Raw genomic sequence first — 20,918 nt, 5'->3', positions numbered from 1 at the left:
ATTACCAGGGCGGGCAGGACGTCAGCTCCACGGCTCCTCCGGGTCGCCGTCCTCGTCGGGGGCCGTCGCGCCCTGGCGGTCGCCCGCCAGGCGCTCGGTCGTCGAGGACCGGTGGGCGCCGCCGGCCGAGCCGCCCTGCCCTGAGGCGTTCGCCGACTCCGGATGCTCCGGGGTGAGCGGGGTGTCGTCATCTCCGTCGAGCGGGATGTCGGCGTCGACGGGGCGGGACTCGCCGGGGTGCGAGGCGTCGCCCTGAGGGGTCTCTCCGACGTAGTCCGGACGGGACGGCTGCAGCGGCTGATCGGACAGCTCGCCGCCCTGGCGGCCCCCGAAGGGGCGACCGTGGTCCGCGGACTCCGCCCGGCCGTACACGAGGGTCCAGGCGCCGATCGTGAATCGCGATCCCGTCCGGAGGATCTCCGTCGGCCGGCCGTCGTCGTCCTGCGAGGCGGCGTTGGTCTCGCCCTCGCCGTGCATCGTCAGGACGTACTCGTCCCGTTCGTCGTGCAGGATCGTCGCGTGGAGGGGGTCGGCGCCCTCGAGGCGCAGCTCCGCGTCCGCGGCGGATCCGATGCGGACGGCGTCGTCCTGCAGCGCGTACTCGAAGCGCTCTCCCTCGCGTGTGACGCGGAGATGCGGGTCCCCGGCTCCCCACGCGTCGTGGGTCGTCGTCGGGGTCCGCGGGGTCGTGTTCGGGGAGGACATGAGCACGACGGTACGTCCGGGGGCGGGATCGGGCACGGGCCTTGACAGCGGAGGTCTCGTCGCACTCGATCGGCCGAAGCCGGCGAGGCGTAGCCTCGATCCATGAGCGATCTGCGCGAAATCCTCGGCATCCGGCATCCGATCCTCCTCGGCCCCTTCGGCGGCCTCTCCTCCGTGCCGCTGACGGCGGCGGTGACCGAGGCCGGCGGTCTGGGTTCCTACGGCCTCTACGGCTACGACGGGGACCGGATCCGCTCGACGGGCGAAGCCCTTCGCGCGGCGACGGACGGGCCGTTCGCGCTGAACATCTGGCTGCCGACCGGGGACGAGGTCGATCCCGGTCCGCAGCATGCCGTCTTCGCGCAGGCGCTGGAGCCGTTCTTCTCCGCCGTGGGAGTCGAGGTCCCGGCACGGCCGGAGCGCTATCTCCCCGCGCTCGAGGAACAGCTCGACGCGATCTGGGAGGTCGCGCCCGCGGCGCTGAGCGTCGTCTACGGGGTGCCGTCCGCCGAGATCGTCGAGGAGGCGCACCGCCGTGGCATCCGGGTCATCGGGACGGCGACGACGGTCGCCGAGGCCCTCGCCCTCGAAGCGGGCGGGGTGGACGCCGTCGTCGCGACCGGCATGGAGGCGGCCGGTCATCGGGTCTCCTTCCTGCGCGTCGCGGAGGATTCGCTCGTCGGCACCTTCGCCCTGGTGCCGCAGGCGGCGGATGCCGTGACGGTGCCGGTGATCGCGGCCGGCGGCGTGTCCGACCGGCGCGGCGTCGCAGCCGCTCTCGCGCTCGGCGCGTCGGGCGTGCAGGTCGGCACCGCGTTCCTCGCCGCCGAGGAGTCCGCGGCGAACGAGGCGCACCGGGCCGCGATCCGCCGCACGGCGGCGGACGGCAGCGTGCTCACGACGGCGATGAGCGGCCGGCTGGCCCGTGGCGCCCGCAACCGCGCCATCCGGGCGATCGAGGCGGGAGGGACGATCGCGCCCTTCCCGATGCAGAACTGGCTCACCGGGCGGTTCCGCGCGGCGGCGGCGGAGCAGGAGCTCGGCGAGCTGCAGTCGCTGTGGTTGGGGCAGGGGGCACCGCTCGCGCGGCGGGACTCGGCCTCCGAGGTCTTCGCCGAGCTGGTGGCGGGTCTGCCCGGTCGCTGAGTCGCTCCGCTCTCCCGGGTGCGCGGTTCGGGCGTCCCGGTTCGCGCTCTGCGGCTCGCGCTGCTGTTTCGTATTGATGCTGCGGGGATATCCGCAGCATCGGCCGATTCGAGCAGCGTGACTCCGGGAAGGGCAGCGCGACTCGGGAAGGGCAGCGCGGAGCGCGGACCTAGAGGATGACGGTGGAGCGGCCGTGCACGATGACACGATCCTCGGCGTGCCACTGCACGGCGCGGGCGAGAACGAGGCGCTCGACGTCCGCACCGCGGCTCTGCAGGTCGGCGGCGGACTCCGAATGCGTGACGCGGGTGACGTCCTGCTCGATGATCGGTCCCTCGTCGAGGTCAGCCGTGGCGTAGTGCGCGGTCGCCCCGATCAGCTTCACGCCGCGCTCCTTGGCGCGGGCGTAGGGGTTCGCGCCGATGAAGGCCGGCAGGAACGAGTGGTGGATATTGATCACCGGGGCGCCGAGCCCGGTGATGAAGTCGTCGGTGAGGATCTGCATGTACCGTGCCAGCACGACAAGGTCGACGTTGCCCTTGAGGAGCTCGAGCTGGCGCTGCTCCATGGCCTGCTTGTCGCCCGAGGGGATGTGCACGAACGGCACGCCGAAGCCGCGCACCGACTCCGCGAGGTCGGGGTGGTTGGAGACCACCATCGTGATGTCGATGTCCAGCTGTCCGCGCTGCGTGCGCCACAGCAGCTCCATGAGGCAGTGGTCGTACTTGGAGACGAAGATCGCGACGCGCTTGCGCCGAGAGACGTCGTGCAGGGACCATTCCATCCCGAAGCGCTCGGCGACCGCCTCGATCGACGCCTCGAGCGCCGGACGTGCGGCGGCGAGGCCGGGCAGGTGGATGACCGTGCGCTGGAAGAAGCGTCCGCCCTCGGCATCCGTCGAGTGCTGGTCGAGCGCGATGATGTTCGCGCCGTGCTCGGCGAGCACGCCGGCGACGGCGGCCACGATGCCCGGCTGGTCGTCGCAGGCGATCAGCAGGCGCGCGGTGTCTGGCTGGGACATGGATGCTCCTCGGGAAGGGTCTCGGTCGATTCTGCCGCTTCGGCGCCGGTGTGACGAATCGGGGCCGATAGCGTGGAGGGATGACGACGACCGCCGAGCTGCTCTCTGAGGCGCGCGCCGCCCTCGCCGGGGTGCCGAAGGAGGGACTCGGAGAGGAGCGGCAGTCGCGATTCCGCGGTCACCGCATCGTCCGGATCGGCGAGGCGTGGCACGTGGGCGTGCTGCTGCTGACCGACGACCACGCGCTCGCGACGGCGGAGGTTCTGCGCGCTGCGGACGCCGGACGCCGCGGGTACACGGCCGAGTCCGCGCGGGAGCGCGCCGCCCGGCGCGAACTCGCTCTCCGCGGCGGCTTCGACGAGGGCGAGGTCGCGCACATCGGCTGGAGCGTCATCGACGTGGATGCGGTGGATGCCGGAGGCAGCTCCGGTCCGCTGGCGCTCGTCGACGGCGTCCCACAGGTGAGATGGTCGGCTGCGGGCGGCTACATGCCGCTGGAGGCATATCTCCGTGAGCGGATCGCTCTGCTGCGCGGCGAATGAGAGACGCTCCGCGATGCGTCGCAGCTCTCCCGGGAGGCTCCGCTATCCGGTGAGCGATGCGAAGCTATCCGGTGAGCGATGCGAAGCGGCGCAGCAGCGCCTCGCCCTCCGTGACGGCCGAGGCCAGCACCTCCTGCTGCACGGCGTCGAACCGGGCGGGGTCGAAGTAGCCCTTCGTCCGGTAGAACGTCATCCGGTCCGCGAAGTCCTGCGGGCTCGGCTCGGGATGGAACTGCGTGGCGTACAGATGAGAGCCGACGCGATAGGCCTGTACAGGGCAGGAGTCTCCCGTCGCGAGCAGCTCGGCCCCGGGCGGCGTGCTCGCGGCCGACTCCTTGTGCGCGGTGAAGACGGCGAGCTCAGGGGCGCTCGGCCCGAAGAGGGGATCCCCGGCCGCGGCCTGTGTCGTGCGCACGGTCACGGCGGATGCCGGCTCGGGATGCCGCAGCGTGACCTCGCCGCCCAGCATCCGGGTCACGACGCCGATGCTGTAGCAGGTGAACAGGACGCGGCTCCGGCGCTCGATCGACGCGGTGGCGAGGCGCTCGAGGTCGGTCTCGACGCGCCGCTGCACGTCGCCGCGGACGGCGTCCGTGACGTTGAAGGGCGAGCCGCCGATCACGATTCCGTCGTATGCGGCGATCGTCCCGGCGTCCAGCGGCGTGGTGAGCAGGTCGAGGCGGTCGAGCGCTTCGACGCCCAGGCCTCGTCGGAAGGAGGCGTACTCGGCATCCGCGGCCGGTCGTTCCGGGCGCGCGCTGATGTAGAGAAGCGAGGCCATCCGGCGATTGTATCCAGGGCGGTGCGCCGTCTCCGCGTCGATGTCTGCAGGTGACGGTCAGCGCGAGGAGTTCGCGGTGCGCCCCCGGATGATGCCGACGAAGGTCTCGACGTCGTCGGTGGTGCGGTCGCGGGGCCAGGCGAAGCCGACAGGGGACACCGGGCCGCCGCGCAGCACCCGATGGTCCACGTCCTTGCGGTGGTGCAGCCTCGCGAGGGACATCGGGACCACGGCGATGCCGACCCCTGTGGCGACGGTCGCGATGACGTCGGCGATGGTCGGAAGGGCGCCGAACGCGGGTGCGACCGTGCCCGGCAGCTCGAGGTCCGTCAGCGCATCCTGGTCGGAGGCCAGGAGCACCTCTCCGTCGAGGTCGGCGGCCTCGAGCTCATCGGCGGCGAGCAGAGAGGAATCGACGGCCGCGACCACGACCGGCAGCTCCTCGTAGAGGCGGATCACATGCAGTCCGGTCTCGTCGACCGGCAGGCGGACGAGCATCGCATCGAGCGCCTCTCCGGCGACGGGTTCGCCGCCGTCCGCGACGACGAGCTCGATCGGCACATGGGGCATCCGCTGCTTCCAGAGGTCGACCCACTTGCCGGGAGTCGCGCCCTCGAAGACGCCGAGCCGGAACGTGCGCGGCTCCTCGGGCGTGGTCGCGGGTGCGTCGAAGACGACCTTCTGCGCGGGCTTCTTCCGCGGAGTCTGAGCGCGGGCCCGCCCCGGGCTGCTCTTCGACGGGGGTCGCCGCCTGCCGCCTCCGCCGGGCCCCTTGCCTCTGCTCATCCGTTCAGGCTACCGGCCGGATCGCCGCGTGCCGGTCGTGCGGGAGTGTCCGACTGTTGTGCGGTCGTGCGGGACTGTCCGATTGTCGTGCGGCGTCGGTCTGGCTGTTGTGCAGGATCGCCCGTCCGATGTGCAGGAGCACCGGTGCCGATATGCCGGAATTCGACAGCGCGAAGGGCCTCCGGCGCATCTGGTCCTGCAGAACGCCGTGTTGATCCTGCGGAACGGACAAGCTCGACGGCGCTCAGGCCGCGAGCCAGAGCCCCTTGCGGTCGGTGGCGATCGTCAGCCCCGCGGCGACGGTCTCGTCGTCGCCGATGCGCGATCCGCGCACGATGCGGGCACCGGCGCCGACCTCGGTGCGGACGCCGATGTGCGCCCCGGCTCCCACCGCGGCCCCCTGGCCGATGTGCGCGTGCGCGTCGATGTACGCGTTCTCGCCGATCACGGCGTCGGGTTCGACCCAGGCGCCGCGGGCGACCTTCGCGCCCGCGCCGACCTTGGCTCCCGGTTCGACATAGGCGCCCGCCTCGATGATCGCCATCGGGTGCACCTTCGCGCCGTGCGCGACGAGTCCACGGCCGTTGGCGTGCTTGCGATACCGCAGCGTGGCGCCCTGGTCGTCCTCGATATCGATGTAGTTCTTGCCCACGTTTCCTCCCGTGTCCGGAGTTCTCCGGATATATGGACAACCACGGGACCGCCTGTTTCATTCCCGCGGATGGATGCGCGGGAGACAGCAGAGGCACCCGGGGCATCCGCATCCGCCCGCACGGCGCACGGCACGAAGCGGGCACGGCGCGAGGATGCAGGAGGCAGCGCTCCTGTGCGGGGGTGGAGGGTCCGGAACGGGCGTCGCCGGTCGTCGAGACGCGCCGGTCACCGCTGACAGCGCGGGCACCAGAAGGTGATGCGCTCGCGCGTGGGGTCCGCGCCCTGCTTGCCGCGGAGGATCGTGGTGCCGCAGCGACGGCAGGGATGTCCGGTCCGACCGTAGACCCAGTCCGTCCGTCCGCGCAGGGCGACGCCGGTGAACGTGCGGTCGGGGCGATCTCGATTCGCGCGGATGGTGCGGGCCCCGAGACCGAGGAGCGCGGCGGCATCCACGTCCGCCGCCGGCGTCGTCGGCAGGATCCCGCGGAGGAAGAGGAGCTCGGCAGCGTACTCGTTTCCGAAGCCGGCCACGTTGCGCTGGTCCAGGAGAGCCACATGGATGCTGCGGGGATCGGCGCTGAGACGCCGGGCGGCCTCGACCGCATCCCAGTCCTCCGCGAGCGGATCGGGGCCGAGATGACCGAGCAGCAGCGCCTCCTCCCCGGTGGGGATCAGCTGGATCTCGGCGATGTCGACGCCGACGGCATCCCATGCCGCGGTCCCCACGATAGCCCGCACCGTGAAGGCCGGATGCCGCCACCGCTCGCCGGGGCGATAGAGGAACCAGGCGCCATCCATCCGCAGATGCGAATGGAGCGTGTGCTCACCGATGCGCAGCAGCAGATGCTTGCCGCGCGCCGTGCATCCGCGGATCGGCTCGCCGGTGAGGTCGGCGGTCGCCGCGCGGGGAACCCGCAGCCCGAAGCGCGTCGCCGTGCGGCCCGCGAGCGCCTCGTCGAGCCGTCGCGCGGTGCGGTGGACCGTGTCGCCCTCAGGCATCCGGTGTCCCGGCCGGCCTCGCGGACGAGGCCGTTCTCTCGGCGAGCGAGCGTGCCAGCAGCGTCGAGCCGGCGACGGCCGCCGGCATGGCGATGATCGCACCGAGCGGGACGAGGAAGCAGAGCTGGGTCGCGACGCCGAATCCGAGCACGCGTGCGCGCCCGCTGCCCAGGAGCTCCGAGCGGCTGAATGCGGAAAGCCCGCGGGCGTCGAACGCGCGCCCGGTGAGCTCCCGGGCGAGCAGGCGACCGGTGAGCAGGACACCGGTGATCGAGGCGAGGAGCCCTCCCGCCACCGGGATGAACCCGATCACGAGGGTGAGGAGGGCGACGAGGATGCCGAGCACGATGAGGCGGACACCTTCGCCGACGGTCGTCCAGAATCCCGTCTCTCCGGTCGGCTCCTCGCCGAGGGAGCGCTCGACGCCGCGCCAGATCCGCTGGTAGAAGGGGTCGCCGATGGTGAGGGTCAGGGCGGTGAAGACCGCACCGGCCAGGGCCAGCCCAGCGATGAAGACGACGATCCCCAGACCGATGCGCAGGATCTCGCGCCAGGGGCTGACCCAGCCGTCCGCGAAGGGGGTCGCCGTCTCGATCAGCGAGCCGAGTCCGAGCCCGAGCGGGACGAGAGCGGCGAGGAGCACGAGGAAGGCGATGAACGCCGGGATGAGGCCGAGGGCCATGAGGCGGGGATGCGTACGCCAGTACCCGAACCCCCGCAGCAGGATGCGGACGCCGGCGCCGAACTCGCGGATCATGCGTCCAGCGTAGGCGTCGTGCAGCAGAAGACGGGCCTCGTGCGGTGAGACGAGGCCGAGTCCGCGGCGGGGCTCGTCCAGCGGGGATCGGCCTCGCACGGGGAGACATCTCCTCCTCGCCTCCCCGGACGGCGTCCAGCCTCGACGACGAGACGTCTCACACGGCCTTGCGGAGGGTGAAGCCCCGAGGGGTGGGGACGAAGCCGGCCTCCTGCAGGGCGCGGGAGAACTCCGTGCCGTAGACGGCCTCGCCGTTGACCTTCTCGACCGTCAGCGTCTCGAGTCGCCGGATGCGCGAGGTCGCGGCGAGGTCGGCAGCTGCGGCTCGCAGGACGTCAGGATGATCGTCGAAGGCGAGGACCGTACGACCGCCGCGCTCCAGGTACAGTGCGATCGCGCCGTCGACCAGGACGACGAGCCCGCCCGCCTTCCGGCCAGGCCGATGGGAGACTCCGTCGCGCTTCGGCCAGGCCAGCGCCGCACCGTAGGGGTTCGCCGGATCCGTGGCGGCGAGCGTGACCGCCGTGCGCGGGGGCGGATCGGCGAGCCCGGCGAAGGTGCGCAGGCGGTCGACGGTGGCGGACGCTGCGAACTGCGCGGCGCCCAGCTTCTCGATCAGGTATCCGCGGCGGCAGTGCCCTGCGGCCTCGAAACCGGCGAGCATCCGGTACACCTGCGCGAAGCCGCCCGGCACGCCCTCGGACTGCGCCGAGCCGCGGGTGACGACGCCGTACCGATCGAGCAGCAGGCCGGCGGTGACGGTCGCCCGGCGCGTGGCTTCCGGCTCGACCGCAGGCAGGAGCGACCAGCGTCCGCCGGTGATCGTCGGTCGCGTCGTCTGAGCGGAGAAGGAGACCCCTCGGTAGGCGCGTGCACGCGGTGCCCGCCGGACGGCCTTGTGGGCCTGGGATCCGCCCGCGAGGAGCTTGCGGACAGGGGCGAAGGTGTCGTTGGTGACGCGGCCCATCCAGGCGAGCGCCCAGAGGGCGTCGAGCACGGACTGCTCGTTCTCGGCCTCCACCCGCTCCCTGAGGTGCGTGGCGAAGGAGGCGCCGCCGTGGCCGAGAGCTCCGAGCAGGCGGGCCTCGAGCGATCCTGGCGCGATCTCGGTCTCGTCCGGCTCCGGAAGGGTGAAGGGCGCGAGATCGACGGGGTGCAGGGACACCCAGCCGTCCCGGCCGGGGAGGGTCCCGTGCCCTGCCCACACCACTTCTCCGCTCGCCGTGAGCTCGTCCAGGAGCGCGGGGGAGTAGTCGCGCACGCGGGACGGCAGGACGAGCGACTCCCAGGCGCTCGCCGGGATCGGGACTCCCGCCAGCTGCTCGATCACGGTCAGCACGCCGTCGACGCCTTCGAGCGGACGCGCGAGGTGCTGCCAGTCCGGGAGGAAGCGTGCGAAGGCGGCCGGTTCCACCGGCTCGACGCTTCCGCGGATCGCGGCGAGCGAGCGCATCCGCAGCCGACGCAGCACCTCCGTGTCGCACCACTCCGGTCCGGAGTCCGCCGCGCCCTCCGAGGAGGGCAGGAAGTACCCGCTGCTGATCCGTCCCGCGCTCTCCAGTCGCTGGAGCGTGTGCCGCGCGACGGCGGTGCCGATGCCGAAACGGGTGGCGACCGCGTCCGTCGTGAACGGTCCGTGCGTGCGCGCGTGCCGTGCGATGAGATCGCCGAGCGGGTCGGCGACCGGCTCGAGGAAGGCGACGGGGATGCCGGGGGGAAGCGCAGCGCCCAGGGCGTCGCGCAGCCGCCCTGCGTCCTCGATGGCGGCGACCCTGGCGACGCCGGCGATCGTCACGGGGACGGCGCGGCGAGCGGCGATCAGCGCATCGAGGTGACGTTTCGACTCGTCGCCGTGCCCTTTGCTCGACGCGCGGCTGAGGGATGCCAGCTCCAGCCGCGCGGCGACCTCCGCGGCGTCCATCGGCCCCAGCATCCGCAGCAGGTCGGCGACGCCCTCGACGCCTCGCGCGCGTCGTTCGGGGTCGAGGCGCTGCGCCTCCCGCTCGAACTGGGCGATGACGTCGGGATCGAGGAGCTCCCGCATCTCGACCGTGCCGAGGAGCTCGCCCAGCAGCGCGGGGTCCACGGAGAGCGCGGCGGCGCGGCGCTCGGCGAGAGGCGAGTCGCCCTCGTACATGAACGCGCCGACGTAGCCGAACAGCAGGTCGCGGGCATAGGGAGACGGCTGCGCCGGCTCGGACTCGACGAGTCGCACGCGCCGGTCGGCGATCCAGGTGGCGAGCCTGCGCAGCGACGGCAGGTCGTAGACGTCCTGCAGCACCTCGCGGAGGGTCTCGAGGATCACCGGGAAGGTCGGATGCCGCCTGGCCACCTCGAGCAGCTGCGCCGAGCGCTGGCGCTGCTGCCAGAGGGGCGATCGGCGGTTCGGGTTCGTGCGCGGCATGAGCAGGGCCCGTGCCGCGCACTCCCGGAAGCGCGAGGCGAACAGCGCAGAGCCGCCGACCTCGTCTGTCACGATCTGCTCGAGCTCGTCCGGATCGAACACGAACAGCTCGGCGCCGGGCGGTTCGCTGTCGGCATCCGGGATCCGCACGATGATGCCGTCGTCGCTGGCGACGGCGGAGCCCTCGACGCCGAGCCGCTCGCGGACGCGCGCGTTGATCGCCAGCGCCCACGGCGCGTGCACCTTCATGCCGTATGGGGAATGCAGGATCACGCGCCAGTCGCCGACCTCGTCGTGGCCGCGCTCCACCGTGAGGGTGCGATCGGTCGGCAGCGTGCCCGTCGCCTCGCGCTGCTCGGTGAGATGGGCCATGAGGTTGTCGCGGGCCATCGCATCGAGTCCCGCGTCCATGAGGCGCTGCGTCGCCTTCGCCGGGTCGGCGGAGGACACCTCGCGCGAGAAGGCCCCGAGCGCCTCGCCGAGTTCGAAGGGCCGCCCGATGCCGTCGCCGTGCCAGAACGGGACGCGCCCCGGCTGTCCGTACGCGGGGATGACGTTGACCCGGTCGTGCGTGATCTCGGCGATCCGCCAGCTCGTGGTGCCGAGCGTGAAGACGTCGCCGACGCGGGACTCGTAGACCATCTCCTCGTCGAGCTCGCCGACCCTCGCACCGCTCGTCTCGCCCGCGACGAAGACCCCGAACAGCCCGCGGTCGGGGATCGTCCCCCCGCTGGTCACGGCGATCCGCTGGGCGCCGGGCCGGCCGGTGAGGGTCCCGGCATCGCGGTCCCAGACGAGCCGGGGGCGGAGCTCCGCGAACTCGTCGGAGGGGAAGCGCCCGGCGAGGAGGTCGAGGGTCGCCTCGTACGCCGAGCGCGGCAGCGACTGGAAGGGCGCGGAGCGGCGCACCGTCTCGAACCACTCCTCGACGCCGAGAGCATCGAGCGCACAGGCGGCGACCGTCTGCTGGGCGAGGATGTCGAGCGGATTGCGCGGCACCTGGATCGCTTCGATCTTCCCCGCCAGCATCCGCTCGGTGACGATGGCGGTGTGCAGCACGTCGCCGCGGTGCTTGGGGAACAGGGACGCGCGGCTCACCTCGCCCACCTGGTGCCCCGCGCGACCGACGCGCTGCAGGCCCGAGGCGGCGGACGGCGGAGCCTCGACCTGGATCACGAGGTCGACGGCGCCCATGTCGATGCCGAGCTCGAGGCTGCTCGTCGCGACGACGCAGCGCAGGACGCCGGACTTCAGCTCCTCCTCGACCTGGGCGCGCTGCTCCTTGGAGACCGAGCCGTGGTGCGCCTTCGCGAGGACCGGATCGGCGCCGGCGGTCGATCCGCTCTGCGCCATCATCGTCGCGGGAACGGCGGCCGCAGGCAGCTGCCCGCCGATGCGCTCGGCGTAGATCTCGTTGAGCCGGCCGGTGAGGCGTTCGGCGAGCCGCCGGGAGTTCGCGAAGACGATCGTCGAGTTGTTCTGCAGGATGCGGTCGACGATCGCCTCCTCCACGTGCGGCCAGACCGAGCCGGTCACCTCGGTGTACTCCGCATCGTCGGGCGCCATCGGATCGGGAGCGCCCGGCGGCGCCGGCGGATTCGTCATGTCGGGGATCGGCACGATGACGCCGAGCTCGAACGTCTTCGCCGCGCGCGGGGCGACGATCTCGACCGGCTCCGATCCGCCGAGGAAGCGGGCGACCTCGTCGATCGGGCGGACGGTCGCGGACAGGCCGATCCGCTGGGCGGGGCCGTCCGCTCCACGGGCCCTCCGAAGGGCGTCCAGTCGTTCCAGGCTGACGGCCAGGTGCGCGCCGCGCTTGGTCGCGGCGACCGCGTGCACCTCATCGATGATCACGGTGCGCACGCCGCGCAGCGTCTCGCCGGCGCGACTGGTGAGCATCAGGTACAGCGACTCCGGCGTGGTGATGAGGATGTCGGGCGGAGACGCCACGAGCTTGCGTCGATCGCTCGAGGTGGTGTCGCCGGAGCGGACGCCGACGGTGATCGATGGCGCCGTCAGGCCGAGACGGCGCGCGGACTGGCCGATGCCGACGAGCGGAGAGCGGAGGTTGCGCTCCACGTCCACGCCGAGCGCCTTCAGCGGCGAGATGTAGAGGATCCGCGTGCGGGGGACGTCGTCCTCCCCGCCGTCGGATACCGCGGCGGCACGCTCGCGGACCACGCTGTCGATCGCCCAGAGGAACGCCGACAGGGTCTTGCCGGAGCCCGTCGGCGCGACGACGAGGGCGTGCCTGCCTGCCGAGATCGCGTCCCAGGCGCCGGCCTGCGCAGGTGTGGGCGCACGGAACGCCCCTCGGAACCAGTCCTGCGTGGCCGGGGTGAAGCGGTCGAGCACGTCGCTCATCCCTCCATCTTCGTCGGTGACGCCGACATCGGCTCACGACGGTGGTGACCAGTCCTGCATAGACCGGCTTCATGACGAGTTATCCACAGATCTCGTCGCTGACGCTGTGGAGAGCAGGCCTGCCCGGCGAACGAGGCCTACGGTGGTGGTGCATCACCCGATGCCGGAGCAGAATGGAGGCGTGTACGTGTCCCCGGACGTGATCGGAATGATCATCGCGCTGTTCGCCTTCACGCTGACCGTGCTGGGCGGGGTGGCCGGCATGCTCGCGCGGCAGTCGAAGGCGATCGACGCGCGCTTCGATCGGATGGACGCCCGCCTCGAAGGGGTGGAGGGCGAACTGGTCGAGGTCAAGGTCGCGATCGCACGTCTGGAGGGACCTCAGCGTCGGCTGCAGCAGCTCTGACGTCCGGCGCCGCGTTCCGTTCGCGGCGGCGGGGACGCCACAGAGCCGCCGATGGATGGCTGCCGCCCGGACGCATCGGCTCAGCGCACGGTCGGCGGCACCGGAGCCCACGCCGTCGACAGCGCACCCCAGATGATCGGCGAGAACCGCGGATCGCCGCTCGAGGTCCACCGTCGGCGCCGCTCCCGCTGCCAGGAGCCCAGCGCGGCCACCGGATCGGACGCCTCGTGGGCATCGTTCACGGCGATGATCGCCTCGCTCAGCATCCCCTCCGCCCGCTCGCCGAGCGTCGTCGCGAACCGCCGCAGCCCCGCCTCGGTGGGCAGCGTCCAGCGCGTCGCCGTCACGTACTCGGCGCCGCGGTGCACGAATGCCGCGACGAGTCCTGTCGGCTCGGCGTACCGGGGATCACTGCCCGAGTCGCAGGCGATCAGCGCCACTCTGCTCGGTGCGCGAAGGGCTGGGCCGTCCTTGCGATCGAGCGCGATATCGGCGGCCGTGTAGGGGCGATGCGCGCCGATCGGGCGGGCGAAGCCCGGGACGTCAGCGGAGTCGGACAGGTGCATCCTCGCATCCAGCGCGTGCGTCGACGCCGTCACGTGCCCGACGTAGATCAGTCTCCCGGCATCCGTCATGGCCTCCGCGAGCGCGTCCCGTCCGATATCCCTGCGGTACGGATCGCCCGCCGGTCGCAGCCGATCGCCGAGAACGGCCGCCATCCGCGCCAGCGGCGACCCCTGCTCGACCCGTCCCAGCACGCTTCCCAGCCCGCTCGCCGCGGAGAACCCCGGGACGACCGGATCCAGCACCCCGACGACGGGAGAGCCCGGATGCCAGGACGACACCCTTCGTCCCGGATCGTTGCGCAGCGTCGCGGGCAGCAGTACAGAGACGTCGGCCATGTCGATCCCCCGTTCGCCGCCGGAGGTGCTCAGCAGCTCCCAGGGCAGCTGGGACGTCGACGGCGACAGCTGGACCCGGAGATGCGGGCGGATCCCGGCCGCCTCGAGGACGTTCAGCTCCTCGCCGAGCCAGGCGGGCACCAGCGCAGCCGTCAGAAGCTCGGCCAGGCGCTGCTCACGCTCCAGATCCAGCAGAGCGCCGCCGTCGAGCGCTCTGCCGAGCGCCTGCTCCCCGGTCTCGCCCGGCAGCGGCGTCGGCAGCGCACGGGCGAGCTCCTCGAGCGCCGGAGCCACGTGCCGGCGTTCGATCACCGTCATCCGCGGGGAGTCGCGCTGGTGATCCCAGATCCAGTTGACGAACAGGTCCTCGCCGTCGACGTACCGCAGCCGCGCCACCGGCCGCCGGTCGGCGGGAAGATCGATCATCACGCGGGAGCCGTCGATCCGCAGCGGTCGCCGTGTCGGGCCGAGATGGGTCAGCTCGCGCCAGTTCTTCACCATGCGGCCACCACCTGCTCCGAGCGCACGCGCACGCCGTATGCGCTCTCCGCGGAGCGGATGAACTCCGCCAGCACCGGCTCCCGTCCTGGAATCGCCACGACACGCGGCGGCGCGGCGAAGCGGACGTCGAGCGGAGCATCCTGACCGCTCAGGAATCCGGATGCCGCGGCCGGCAGCTCCTCGCCGGCAGCGGCGAGGGCGGGAAGCAGAGGGACGGGCTCGGGGCCGGCCGCCCCCTGCCGCTCGGCATCCCTCGCCTCGATCGCCTCGGCCTGGAGCGTCGCCGAAGCAGTGGCGTCCTCGATCAGCGCGAACAGGATCTCCGCCTCGCCGAGCGTGACGGCGAGGCGGAACGCGAGCTCGCGTGCGGGCGCCGCCACCTGCCGGCTCCAGCGCTCGCGCACAGCTCCGGGCGCGAAGCCCCCGCGCAGGGCCTCGGTCGCCAGCAGCACGGGGATCGCCAGGTCGAGGCCCGCCCTCAGCCGCTCCATCCTTCGCCCGGGCATCGGCGTCACGCTCGCCCACTCCGCCTGCATCTCCGCGCGCCGCAGGTCCACGCGGCAGCGTTCGTGCGGCGACCGCGACAGCTCCCGCGCCGTGCGGTAGGCCTCGTCCGCCGCCGCGAACCTCCCGCGCTTCGACTCGGCATCCCCGAGGAACGCCCAGGCCTCGCGGCGCTCGTGCACGTCGGCGGTCTCGTCCATCTCCCCGATCAGCTCGCGCAGGCGCCTGACCGCCAGCACGGGGTTCCCGGATTGCAGATAGACGGCAGCCAGGCCTGTCCTGCTCGCGGCGAGCCGGGTGCGCAGCCCAGCGGCCTTCGCGAGCTCGACCGCGCGCAGGAATCCGATCCGCGCCTCCTCGTGCCTTCCCTGCTGCATCGCGATGCGAGCGCTGTTCTCCGCGGCGATCTGCGCGCTGACCGCATCCGCGTCCTCCTCCTGCAGCAGGGAGGCGAGCCGGACGAACTCCCGCGCGGCGTCCTCGTCACCGGTGCGCTGCGCGATCGCGCCGAGGTTGAGGTAGACGTGGGCGGAGAGCCGCGGATCCACCGCCGTGGCCGCGGCCAGCGACCGCTGCGCCTCGGCCTCCGCCTCCCGCAGCCGTCCCTGCACGATCAGCAGGCCCGTCCTGGTGTTGTGCGCCGAGAAGCGCAACAGCCCGGCCTGGTCGACCTCGTGCGCGGCGAGCGCCGTCTCGACGTCGTCGATCGCCGTCAGCGCCTCGTCCGCCCTGTCCATCAGGGCGAGCGTCTGCGCGCGGGACAGGATCCCGTTCACGAGGACGGTGCGCGTGCCGTATGCATCGCCGGTTCGCTCCAGCAGATCGGACGCCGCGGCCAGTGCTTCGTCCGTCAGCCGGAGCGCCTCCCCCAGGTCGCCGTCGAACTCGTGCACCGAGGCCAGGTTCAGCAGCGCCCTCGCCCGCAGATCCCGCGCGGACGGGTCGTCGGCGCCGGCGATCGCCGTCGGCGTCGCGCGGAGCATCCGCCCTGCCGCGGACGTCTCGCCCTTCCGCAGCAGAGCGGCCGCGTCGTTGTTCAGATCGCGCTGCGGGTGCCAGCGCGCGTCGACGGGCCTCCTCCCGTGCACCGCGCGCGGATCGTCCGCCATCGGGCAGGTCATCGCGGCGGTCCGGCGGCACGCTCGGCGAGGCCCGCTCCCGGATCCGCGATGCGCGCAGCGGCGAAGTCGATCACGGTCCGGCGGATCGACTCCGGCTCCGCGGGACCGGGGAACGCGGCCGATGCGGGGTCCCGCACCCAGAGCGTGCGCTGTTCGAGCGGCAGCAGGGCGAGGGATGCCGGCACCGGCATGGATCCGGAGAAGAGGGCGCCGGACCGGGTGAGGAGCACATCGACGCCGGTCTCCTCGGCGCCGAACCGCGCGCGCAGCGTGGTGCCGGCATCGGGAGCATCCGCGACGGCGTCCGCCTCGACGGACAGCCGCATCTCCCCGCCGGAATGCTGCAGCGACCAGCGGGCCTCGGCATCGGCCGCGACGGTCTGCGCGGGCACGTCCGCCCAGCGCACCTGCCCGGTGCCGTGCCCGATCTCGACGCCCTCCGCGCCCGCCGGCGCCCCTCCGGCGGCCAGCGCCCAGTCCTCGCCGTGCAGGCGGACGGTGTCGGACAGGGCGACGCCGTGGTCATCGGCCAGCTCCGTCACGGTGCGCGCGAGCGTCTCCGCCTCGTCCGCGAGCGATCGGGGGAGGGCGGCCAGGGCCGCGGGCGCATCGATGGCGTCGGCCAGCGCGCGCCCGGTCGCCTCCTCGTCATCCAGCAGATGGTCGACCGCATGCGACGCGCGCACGATCTCGGCGGCGAGCACGTCGGGGTCGAGGCGGGGGATGCGGCGGCCGGCCGGCCACCAGGTCCGCGCCCAGACGAGCAGCGCGAGCCCGCGCACGGCATCCACGAGATCGGCGCCCGCGGGCAGGGCGATCGGGTCCGGCCCGGCATCGGCGCCGTGCGTCGCAGGCATGCCCCGCACGGCGGCCGCGACGTCGTCGCCGTAGATCTCGGAGAGCCAGGCCGCGGCCTCCACCGGCGAGTGCACGAGCGCATCGGGGAAGCGCTGCGGCGGAACGCTCCACAGGAGCAGCCCGCCGCGCACCTCGACGAGCGCCGTCGCGAAGGGAGGCGCCTCCCCAGGGCCCGAGGAAGCGTATACCCGGGCGGCGCTGCCGTCGACGGTGATCCGGATGCTCATGCTGCTCCCTCCAGTCCCCGTCCGATGGCCAGCTTCAGCCGATGCCGCTGGTCCATGATCACGGAGCGCAGCACGCCGTCGAGGGTGTCCCAGAGCTCCGCTCCCGACGTCTCCTGTCCGCGCAGCTCGCGTCCGTGCAGTCGTGCCCACAGTCGGCGCAGATATCCCTGACGCACCGTGCGGATGTCCTCCCGGATCGGCTCCGGCACCCCGTTCGCCCCGGCGGGAAGGCGCAGCGCCCTCCGCACGTACGCCTCGCGCTGCCATCGTGCGCTGAGCAGCCGGTGCGCGTTCGTCGGCCGGAGGAGCTCCGTCGGCTCGAGCGCGTGGCTCGCCTCGACGCCCAGCAGCACGACGACTCTGCTCGACTCGTCCGCCAGTTCCCAGGGGGAGGCGCTGCGGGCGATCTCCTCCGACAGGAGGACATCGGCGTCCCGCTCGATCTCGTGCGCCGCGCCGCCGGCAAGGACCGCGAACAGGCGCTCGAAGATCGATCGGTCGAAGGGCCGCGGCAGGTCCCGCTTCGAGGCGGACAGCCCGAGCTCCGGCGGGGAGGGCAGATCCCGCATCGTCAGGCCGAGTCCTGCGGCGGCGCCGGGGATGCCGAGCGTCGCCGATGCCGCCGTCCCCGCGCCATCGGCGAGGAGCGGCCTGAGGTCGGGGGGAACGGAGGTGCCGCACGCGTCCAGCGCCGCGCTCGGCGCGGCGGCGTCTTCCGCCGTCGCGCCGGGCGCCGGAACGGGAAGACCGCGCCAGGCGGCGACCAGCGCGGCGTGGAGCCGCTCTGCGGCGAGCGGATCGCTGAGCACCTCCCGCACTCGTACGAGCAGGGAGTCGCCGCCGGAGGCGGCGATCTCGGAGACCGTCTCCACCGCGATCGTCTCCGCCGATTCCGGCTCGGGCATGCCGTGCGCGCGGGCGAGCTCGAAGCAGCGCTGGAAGTACTTCTCCTGCGGGTTCCCCTCGGTGATGCGCAGTGCGCGGCGGGTGCGTTTGAGCACGAGGAACCACGCAGCGGTCGCGGCGAGGTCGGCGCTCGCCCGCGTGATGCGCTCGGCCAGCTCCGCGGCGGCATCCGGGGTCAGGACGAGACCGGCGAGATGCGGATGCTGCACGGGACGGACGACGAGCGGATCGATGATGAGCTTGATCGTGCGCGCGAGCGGCCGTCCGGAGCCGTTGCTCAGCGGAGCGACGGCCTCGCCGATGCTCGCCCACGCCTGCGCGATCGCCGATGCGCGCGGCACGTCGGCGTTCGCGGCGAGGGCGGCCGTCCCGGCGCGCGTCGGAGATGCGCTCATGTCTCCACCCTATAGACGCGGGTGGCGACGGCGCCGGGCGTCGCCGGACGGTCGGCGGCGGGGGTCTGCGGCGGAGGGTCTGCGCCGACACGGGGACGGGCCGTCCTGTCAGTCCACCTGACTCAGCGCGCCCTCCGCGTCGATCCTGAGGGCGAGATCGAGGTCGAGGCGCTCCAGGAAAGCGTCGTCGTGGCTGACCACGAGGACGGCGCCCCGGTAGGCGCGCAGCGCCTCGACGACCTGATCGACCGTGTCGAGGTCGAGGTTGTTCGTCGGCTCGTCCAGCACCACGAGGTGCGGGGCCGGGTCGGCGAGCAGGAGCTTCGCGAGCGCGACGCGGAAGCGCTCGCCGCCGGACAGCGATGCGACCGGGCGGTCGACCGCGCCGCCGCGGATGAGGAAGCGGGCCAGCCGGTTGCGCAGCTCCTTCTCGGGGATCGACGGCGCGGCGTCCGAGATGTTCTCGAACACCGAACGCGTCTCGTCCAGCCCATCCACGCGCTGGGGAAGATAGCCGATGCGGTCGGTGTGCGCCTCGGCGTGCGGATCCCCCTGCCCCTCACCGGACACGAGCCTCTCGAGAAGCGTCGTCTTGCCGGCGCCGTTGCGTCCGGTCAGTGCGACGCGCTCCGGTCCCTGGACGATCCACTCCCGCGCCGCGTCGCCGATCGTGGCGATGCGGCGGGTGCGGGACAGCTGCGGATCGGGCAGCTCGATCTTCATCGAGTCGTCCGAGCGCACCCGTCGGCCGGCTTCGTCCAGGGCGGAGCGCGCGGCGTCCTCCTTCTCCGCCACCTCCGTGCGCAGCCTCCCCGCGGAGACCTCGGCGGCCATCTTCCGCCCGTTCGCGACGATCTTCGGGACGCGCTTCTCGAGCTGCGCCCTCTTCGCCATCCGGCTGCGCGTCGCGAGCTTCGTCTCCGCCTCGATGCGCTGACGCTTCTCCTTCCGGACCGCCTGGGCGGCCGACGCCTCCGCCTGCCTCGCGGCGTCCTGCTCGGCGTCCAGCCAGGCGCGCCAGGCGGAGTACGGACCGCCGAACACGCTCAGCTCGTGGGCGTACAGCTCGGCGGTGTCGTCCATCAGCTCCAGGAGCGCGATGTCGTGACTGACGACGACGAGCGTGCCCTTCCAGGAGCGGACCATGTCGTACAGCTTCGCCCTGGCGTCGCGGTCGAGGTTGTTGGTCGGCTCGTCGAGCAGCGTGATCGGCGCACGGCCCAGGCGGATGCCGGCGATCGCGACGAGCACGGCCTCGCCGCCGGAGAGCTCTCCGACGCTGCGGTCCAGGAACGTCGGGTCGAGGCCGGCCTCGGCGAGGGAGGCCGCGGCGCGCGCCTCGATGTCCCAGTCGTCGCCGACCGCGTCGAAGTGCGCCGGATCGACATCGCCGGACTCGATGGCGCGGACGGCGTCCAGCGCGGTCGAGACGCCGAGGAGCTCGGCGACCCGGCGCTGCGTCTCCAACGTCAGCCGCTGGGGGAGATACGCGATCTCTCCCGTGCGATGGATCGTGCCGGAGGCGGGCGTGAGCTCGCCGGCGACGAGGCGCAGCAGGGTGGACTTGCCGGAGCCGTTCCGGCCGACGAGACCGGTGCGTCCGGTGCCGAAGGATCCGGAGACGGCGTCGAGCGCGGTGGAGCCGTCCGGCCAGGTGAAGGCGAGGCGATCGAGGGTGACCGCGGAATGAGGGGTCGGGGTTGACATGCGTGTCTCCTGCGGGGTGCGGGATGCACTGACGCCAGGGGCAGCCGTCGCCGGATGAGGCGGGAGGATGCCGGGCCGTGTGTGTCGGCGATCGTCGGGTCAGCGCGCGGATGGATGGGCGCGGAGGCGACGATTCAGATCAAAGGACTTCCAGACACGGCGGACAGGACTCGTTGAGGATACTCGCGACGCGCCCGGCCTGCAACCCGGGCGTGTCGCGGAGTCCGTCGCGCGGGGGATGCCGTGCGCGCACCGCCTGGCTAGCGTGGAGGCATGGCCGATGATCGGATGAGCGGGCACGAGGCGCGGCAGCGGATGGGCTGGGGCGTGGGGATCGCCCTGGGCATGGGGATCGGCGTCGCGATGGGCAGTGCGCTCGGCAACATGGGGCTGGGCATCGGGATCGGCCTTGGCGTGGGCGTCGCCTTCGCCGTGGCCTTCGGGATGATGCGCGGCGGGACGGCCGGAGCGGGGGAAGATGTCGCCGACGTCGAGGAGGCCGCCGGTGCGCAGCAGGGCGGACAGCCGGAGGCCGGCGATCCGGGCGACCGTGAAGAGGACTCAGATCGCTGAATCCGCCAGCCACTTCTCCAGGAACACCCGCACGTCGGCGAGCTCGTCCTCGGAGATGCTGTGCGTGAGGCCCTGGTAGACCCGCCCCGACAGCGTCGCATGCTCTGGGAGCCATTGCGCCGTGTGCGCGACGAGCTCGGCGGGGATGACGTCGTCGTTCGTCCCCCGGCCCCAGAACACGGCGGGGCGCGATTCGCGCAGCGCGGCATCCCTCGGGAGCTCGCCGGGTGTGGCGTAGCCGCTCAGGGCCGCCACTGCGCCGAAGCGCTCGGGCTCGAGGCGCAGCGCCTGCAGCGACACGGCGGCGCCCTGGGAGAAGCCGAGGAGGGCGACCGGGGTGCCGGGCTCGGCCGCGGCGTCCAGCCAGCGCAGCAGCGCGCGAGCCGCGGCGTTCGTCCCCTCAGGGTCGCGGGCGTTCAGCCCCTCGATCGGATACCAGGAGCGGCCGGGCATCGGCCACGGCGGCGTCAGAGGTGCAGCCACCGATGCGACCGCGAGACCATCGGGCAGGAAGGGCACGAGCCCGAACAGATCGTGCTCGTCGGCGCCGTAGCCGTGCAGGAGCACCAGCAGCGGCCGTCCGTCCCGCTCCCCGGCCTTCCACCGCGTGGCGGCGGCGTCGATCCTCAGCTCTTCGCTCACGAGACCATCCTGCC

General features: G+C 72.8%; 18 protein-coding genes. 4 read left to right on the top strand and 14 right to left on the bottom strand.

What is annotated here, in order from left to right:
• Nucleotides 1-21: 21 nt before the first annotated feature.
• A complete protein-coding gene (locus ACYVGQ_RS00695) occupies nucleotides 22-705 on the bottom strand; it encodes an FHA domain-containing protein (protein WP_460782560.1) in 684 nt (227 codons plus the stop codon).
• A 102-nt stretch (nucleotides 706-807) separates the two neighbouring features.
• Here ACYVGQ_RS00695 and ACYVGQ_RS00690 point away from each other — a divergent pair, with 102 nt between their 5' ends.
• On the top strand, nucleotides 808-1,851 hold the full coding sequence (locus ACYVGQ_RS00690) for an NAD(P)H-dependent flavin oxidoreductase (RefSeq protein WP_460782559.1): 1,044 nt from the start codon (nucleotides 808-810) through the stop codon (nucleotides 1,849-1,851).
• Between the two features lie 169 nt (nucleotides 1,852-2,020).
• Here the strand turns inward: ACYVGQ_RS00690 and purU are convergent, their stop codons facing one another.
• Complete coding sequence (purU, locus tag ACYVGQ_RS00685; protein ID WP_460782558.1) at nucleotides 2,021-2,872, bottom strand: formyltetrahydrofolate deformylase; 852 nt, start codon at nucleotides 2,870-2,872, stop codon at nucleotides 2,021-2,023.
• Nucleotides 2,873-2,952: 80 nt separating this feature from the next.
• On the opposite strand from purU, the gene ACYVGQ_RS00680 reads away from it, so the two are divergent.
• Nucleotides 2,953-3,414, top strand: a complete 462-nt coding sequence (locus ACYVGQ_RS00680) for a glutaminase (protein ID WP_460782557.1) — start codon at nucleotides 2,953-2,955, stop codon at nucleotides 3,412-3,414.
• 64 nt (nucleotides 3,415-3,478) lie between these two features.
• Here the strand turns inward: ACYVGQ_RS00680 and ACYVGQ_RS00675 are convergent, their stop codons facing one another.
• The 6 genes from ACYVGQ_RS00675 to ACYVGQ_RS00650 all read right to left on the bottom strand — a co-directional run bounded on the left by ACYVGQ_RS00675 (nucleotide 3,479) and on the right by ACYVGQ_RS00650 (nucleotide 12,162).
• The gene (locus tag ACYVGQ_RS00675) at nucleotides 3,479-4,195 is read right to left on the bottom strand and encodes a glutamine amidotransferase-related protein (protein WP_460782556.1); all 717 of its coding nucleotides are present in this window, start codon (nucleotides 4,193-4,195) and stop codon (nucleotides 3,479-3,481) included.
• Nucleotides 4,196-4,252: 57 nt separating this feature from the next.
• Nucleotides 4,253-4,981: a substrate-binding domain-containing protein gene (locus tag ACYVGQ_RS00670; protein ID WP_460782555.1), complete on the bottom strand. Its 729-nt coding sequence runs from the start codon at nucleotides 4,979-4,981 to the stop codon at nucleotides 4,253-4,255.
• A 244-nt stretch (nucleotides 4,982-5,225) separates the two neighbouring features.
• Entirely contained in the window at nucleotides 5,226-5,633 is a 408-nt protein-coding gene (locus tag ACYVGQ_RS00665; protein WP_460782554.1) for a transferase, read from the bottom strand.
• 227 nt (nucleotides 5,634-5,860) lie between these two features.
• Entirely contained in the window at nucleotides 5,861-6,634 is a 774-nt protein-coding gene (locus ACYVGQ_RS00660; RefSeq protein ID WP_460782553.1) for a DNA-formamidopyrimidine glycosylase family protein, read from the bottom strand.
• Nucleotides 6,627-7,490 (bottom strand): EI24 domain-containing protein, encoded by an 864-nt coding sequence (locus tag ACYVGQ_RS00655; protein ID WP_460782551.1) that lies wholly within the window; start codon nucleotides 7,488-7,490, stop codon nucleotides 6,627-6,629. Before ACYVGQ_RS00655 ends, ACYVGQ_RS00660 begins: the two co-directional genes overlap by 8 nt.
• Before the next feature lie 58 nt (nucleotides 7,491-7,548).
• Nucleotides 7,549-12,162, bottom strand: coding sequence for an ATP-dependent helicase (locus ACYVGQ_RS00650; RefSeq protein ID WP_460782550.1), 4,614 nt, complete (start codon nucleotides 12,160-12,162; stop codon nucleotides 7,549-7,551).
• A 181-nt stretch (nucleotides 12,163-12,343) separates the two neighbouring features.
• Here ACYVGQ_RS00650 and ACYVGQ_RS00645 point away from each other — a divergent pair, with 181 nt between their 5' ends.
• Nucleotides 12,344-12,568, top strand: a complete 225-nt coding sequence (locus tag ACYVGQ_RS00645) for a hypothetical protein (protein ID WP_460782549.1) — start codon at nucleotides 12,344-12,346, stop codon at nucleotides 12,566-12,568.
• A gap of 80 nt (nucleotides 12,569-12,648) precedes the next feature.
• On the opposite strand, the gene ACYVGQ_RS00640 is transcribed toward ACYVGQ_RS00645, so the two are convergent.
• From ACYVGQ_RS00640 to ACYVGQ_RS00620, 5 genes are all read right to left on the bottom strand, one after another.
• The gene (locus ACYVGQ_RS00640; protein WP_460782548.1) at nucleotides 12,649-13,971 is read right to left on the bottom strand and encodes a CHAT domain-containing protein; all 1,323 of its coding nucleotides are present in this window, start codon (nucleotides 13,969-13,971) and stop codon (nucleotides 12,649-12,651) included.
• The gene (locus tag ACYVGQ_RS00635; protein ID WP_460782547.1) at nucleotides 13,965-15,584 is read right to left on the bottom strand and encodes a tetratricopeptide repeat protein; all 1,620 of its coding nucleotides are present in this window, start codon (nucleotides 15,582-15,584) and stop codon (nucleotides 13,965-13,967) included. Before ACYVGQ_RS00635 ends, ACYVGQ_RS00640 begins: the two co-directional genes overlap by 7 nt.
• Before the next feature lie 8 nt (nucleotides 15,585-15,592).
• Entirely contained in the window at nucleotides 15,593-16,681 is a 1,089-nt protein-coding gene (locus ACYVGQ_RS00630; RefSeq protein ID WP_460782546.1) for a hypothetical protein, read from the bottom strand.
• Nucleotides 16,678-17,982: a hypothetical protein gene (locus ACYVGQ_RS00625; RefSeq protein ID WP_460782545.1), complete on the bottom strand. Its 1,305-nt coding sequence runs from the start codon at nucleotides 17,980-17,982 to the stop codon at nucleotides 16,678-16,680. The genes ACYVGQ_RS00630 and ACYVGQ_RS00625 overlap by 4 nt, the downstream gene beginning before the upstream one ends.
• Nucleotides 17,983-18,090: 108 nt before the next feature.
• Nucleotides 18,091-19,689 carry an ABC-F family ATP-binding cassette domain-containing protein gene (locus ACYVGQ_RS00620; RefSeq protein ID WP_460782544.1) on the bottom strand — a complete coding sequence of 533 codons (1,599 nt, stop codon included), beginning with the start codon at nucleotides 19,687-19,689 and terminating at the stop codon, nucleotides 18,091-18,093.
• A gap of 273 nt (nucleotides 19,690-19,962) precedes the next feature.
• Here ACYVGQ_RS00620 and ACYVGQ_RS00615 point away from each other — a divergent pair, with 273 nt between their 5' ends.
• Nucleotides 19,963-20,262, top strand: a complete 300-nt coding sequence (locus ACYVGQ_RS00615) for a hypothetical protein (protein ID WP_460782543.1) — start codon at nucleotides 19,963-19,965, stop codon at nucleotides 20,260-20,262.
• On the opposite strand, the gene ACYVGQ_RS00610 is transcribed toward ACYVGQ_RS00615, so the two are convergent.
• Nucleotides 20,251-20,904 (bottom strand): alpha/beta hydrolase, encoded by a 654-nt coding sequence (locus ACYVGQ_RS00610; RefSeq protein WP_460782542.1) that lies wholly within the window; start codon nucleotides 20,902-20,904, stop codon nucleotides 20,251-20,253. The two genes, ACYVGQ_RS00615 and ACYVGQ_RS00610, sit on opposite strands and share 12 nt — an antisense overlap.
• Between the last annotated feature and the right edge of the window lie 14 nt (nucleotides 20,905-20,918).

Source organism: Microbacterium tumbae, assembly GCF_054780175.1.
This window is presented reverse-complemented; position numbering and strand designations above follow the sequence as displayed.

Excerpts from the sequence above, each read along its gene's own strand:
- ACYVGQ_RS00695 (WP_460782560.1), bottom strand. The coding sequence starts at position 705 with ATGTCCTCCCCGAACACGACCCCGCGGACCCCGACGACGACCCACGAC.
- ACYVGQ_RS00690 (WP_460782559.1), top strand. The coding sequence starts at position 808 with ATGAGCGATCTGCGCGAAATCCTCGGCATCCGGCATCCGATCCTCCTC.
- purU (WP_460782558.1), bottom strand. The coding sequence starts at position 2,872 with ATGTCCCAGCCAGACACCGCGCGCCTGCTGATCGCCTGCGACGACCAG.
- ACYVGQ_RS00680 (WP_460782557.1), top strand. The coding sequence starts at position 2,953 with ATGACGACGACCGCCGAGCTGCTCTCTGAGGCGCGCGCCGCCCTCGCC.
- ACYVGQ_RS00675 (WP_460782556.1), bottom strand. The coding sequence starts at position 4,195 with ATGGCCTCGCTTCTCTACATCAGCGCGCGCCCGGAACGACCGGCCGCG.
- ACYVGQ_RS00670 (WP_460782555.1), bottom strand. The coding sequence starts at position 4,981 with ATGAGCAGAGGCAAGGGGCCCGGCGGAGGCGGCAGGCGGCGACCCCCG.
- ACYVGQ_RS00660 (WP_460782553.1), bottom strand. The coding sequence starts at position 6,634 with ATGCCTGAGGGCGACACGGTCCACCGCACCGCGCGACGGCTCGACGAG.
- ACYVGQ_RS00650 (WP_460782550.1), bottom strand. The coding sequence starts at position 12,162 with ATGAGCGACGTGCTCGACCGCTTCACCCCGGCCACGCAGGACTGGTTC.
- ACYVGQ_RS00640 (WP_460782548.1), bottom strand. The coding sequence starts at position 13,971 with ATGGTGAAGAACTGGCGCGAGCTGACCCATCTCGGCCCGACACGGCGA.
- ACYVGQ_RS00635 (WP_460782547.1), bottom strand. The coding sequence starts at position 15,584 with ATGGCGGACGATCCGCGCGCGGTGCACGGGAGGAGGCCCGTCGACGCG.
- ACYVGQ_RS00630 (WP_460782546.1), bottom strand. The coding sequence starts at position 16,681 with ATGAGCATCCGGATCACCGTCGACGGCAGCGCCGCCCGGGTATACGCT.
- ACYVGQ_RS00625 (WP_460782545.1), bottom strand. The coding sequence starts at position 17,982 with ATGAGCGCATCTCCGACGCGCGCCGGGACGGCCGCCCTCGCCGCGAAC.
- ACYVGQ_RS00620 (WP_460782544.1), bottom strand. The coding sequence starts at position 19,689 with ATGTCAACCCCGACCCCTCATTCCGCGGTCACCCTCGATCGCCTCGCC.
- ACYVGQ_RS00615 (WP_460782543.1), top strand. The coding sequence starts at position 19,963 with ATGGCCGATGATCGGATGAGCGGGCACGAGGCGCGGCAGCGGATGGGC.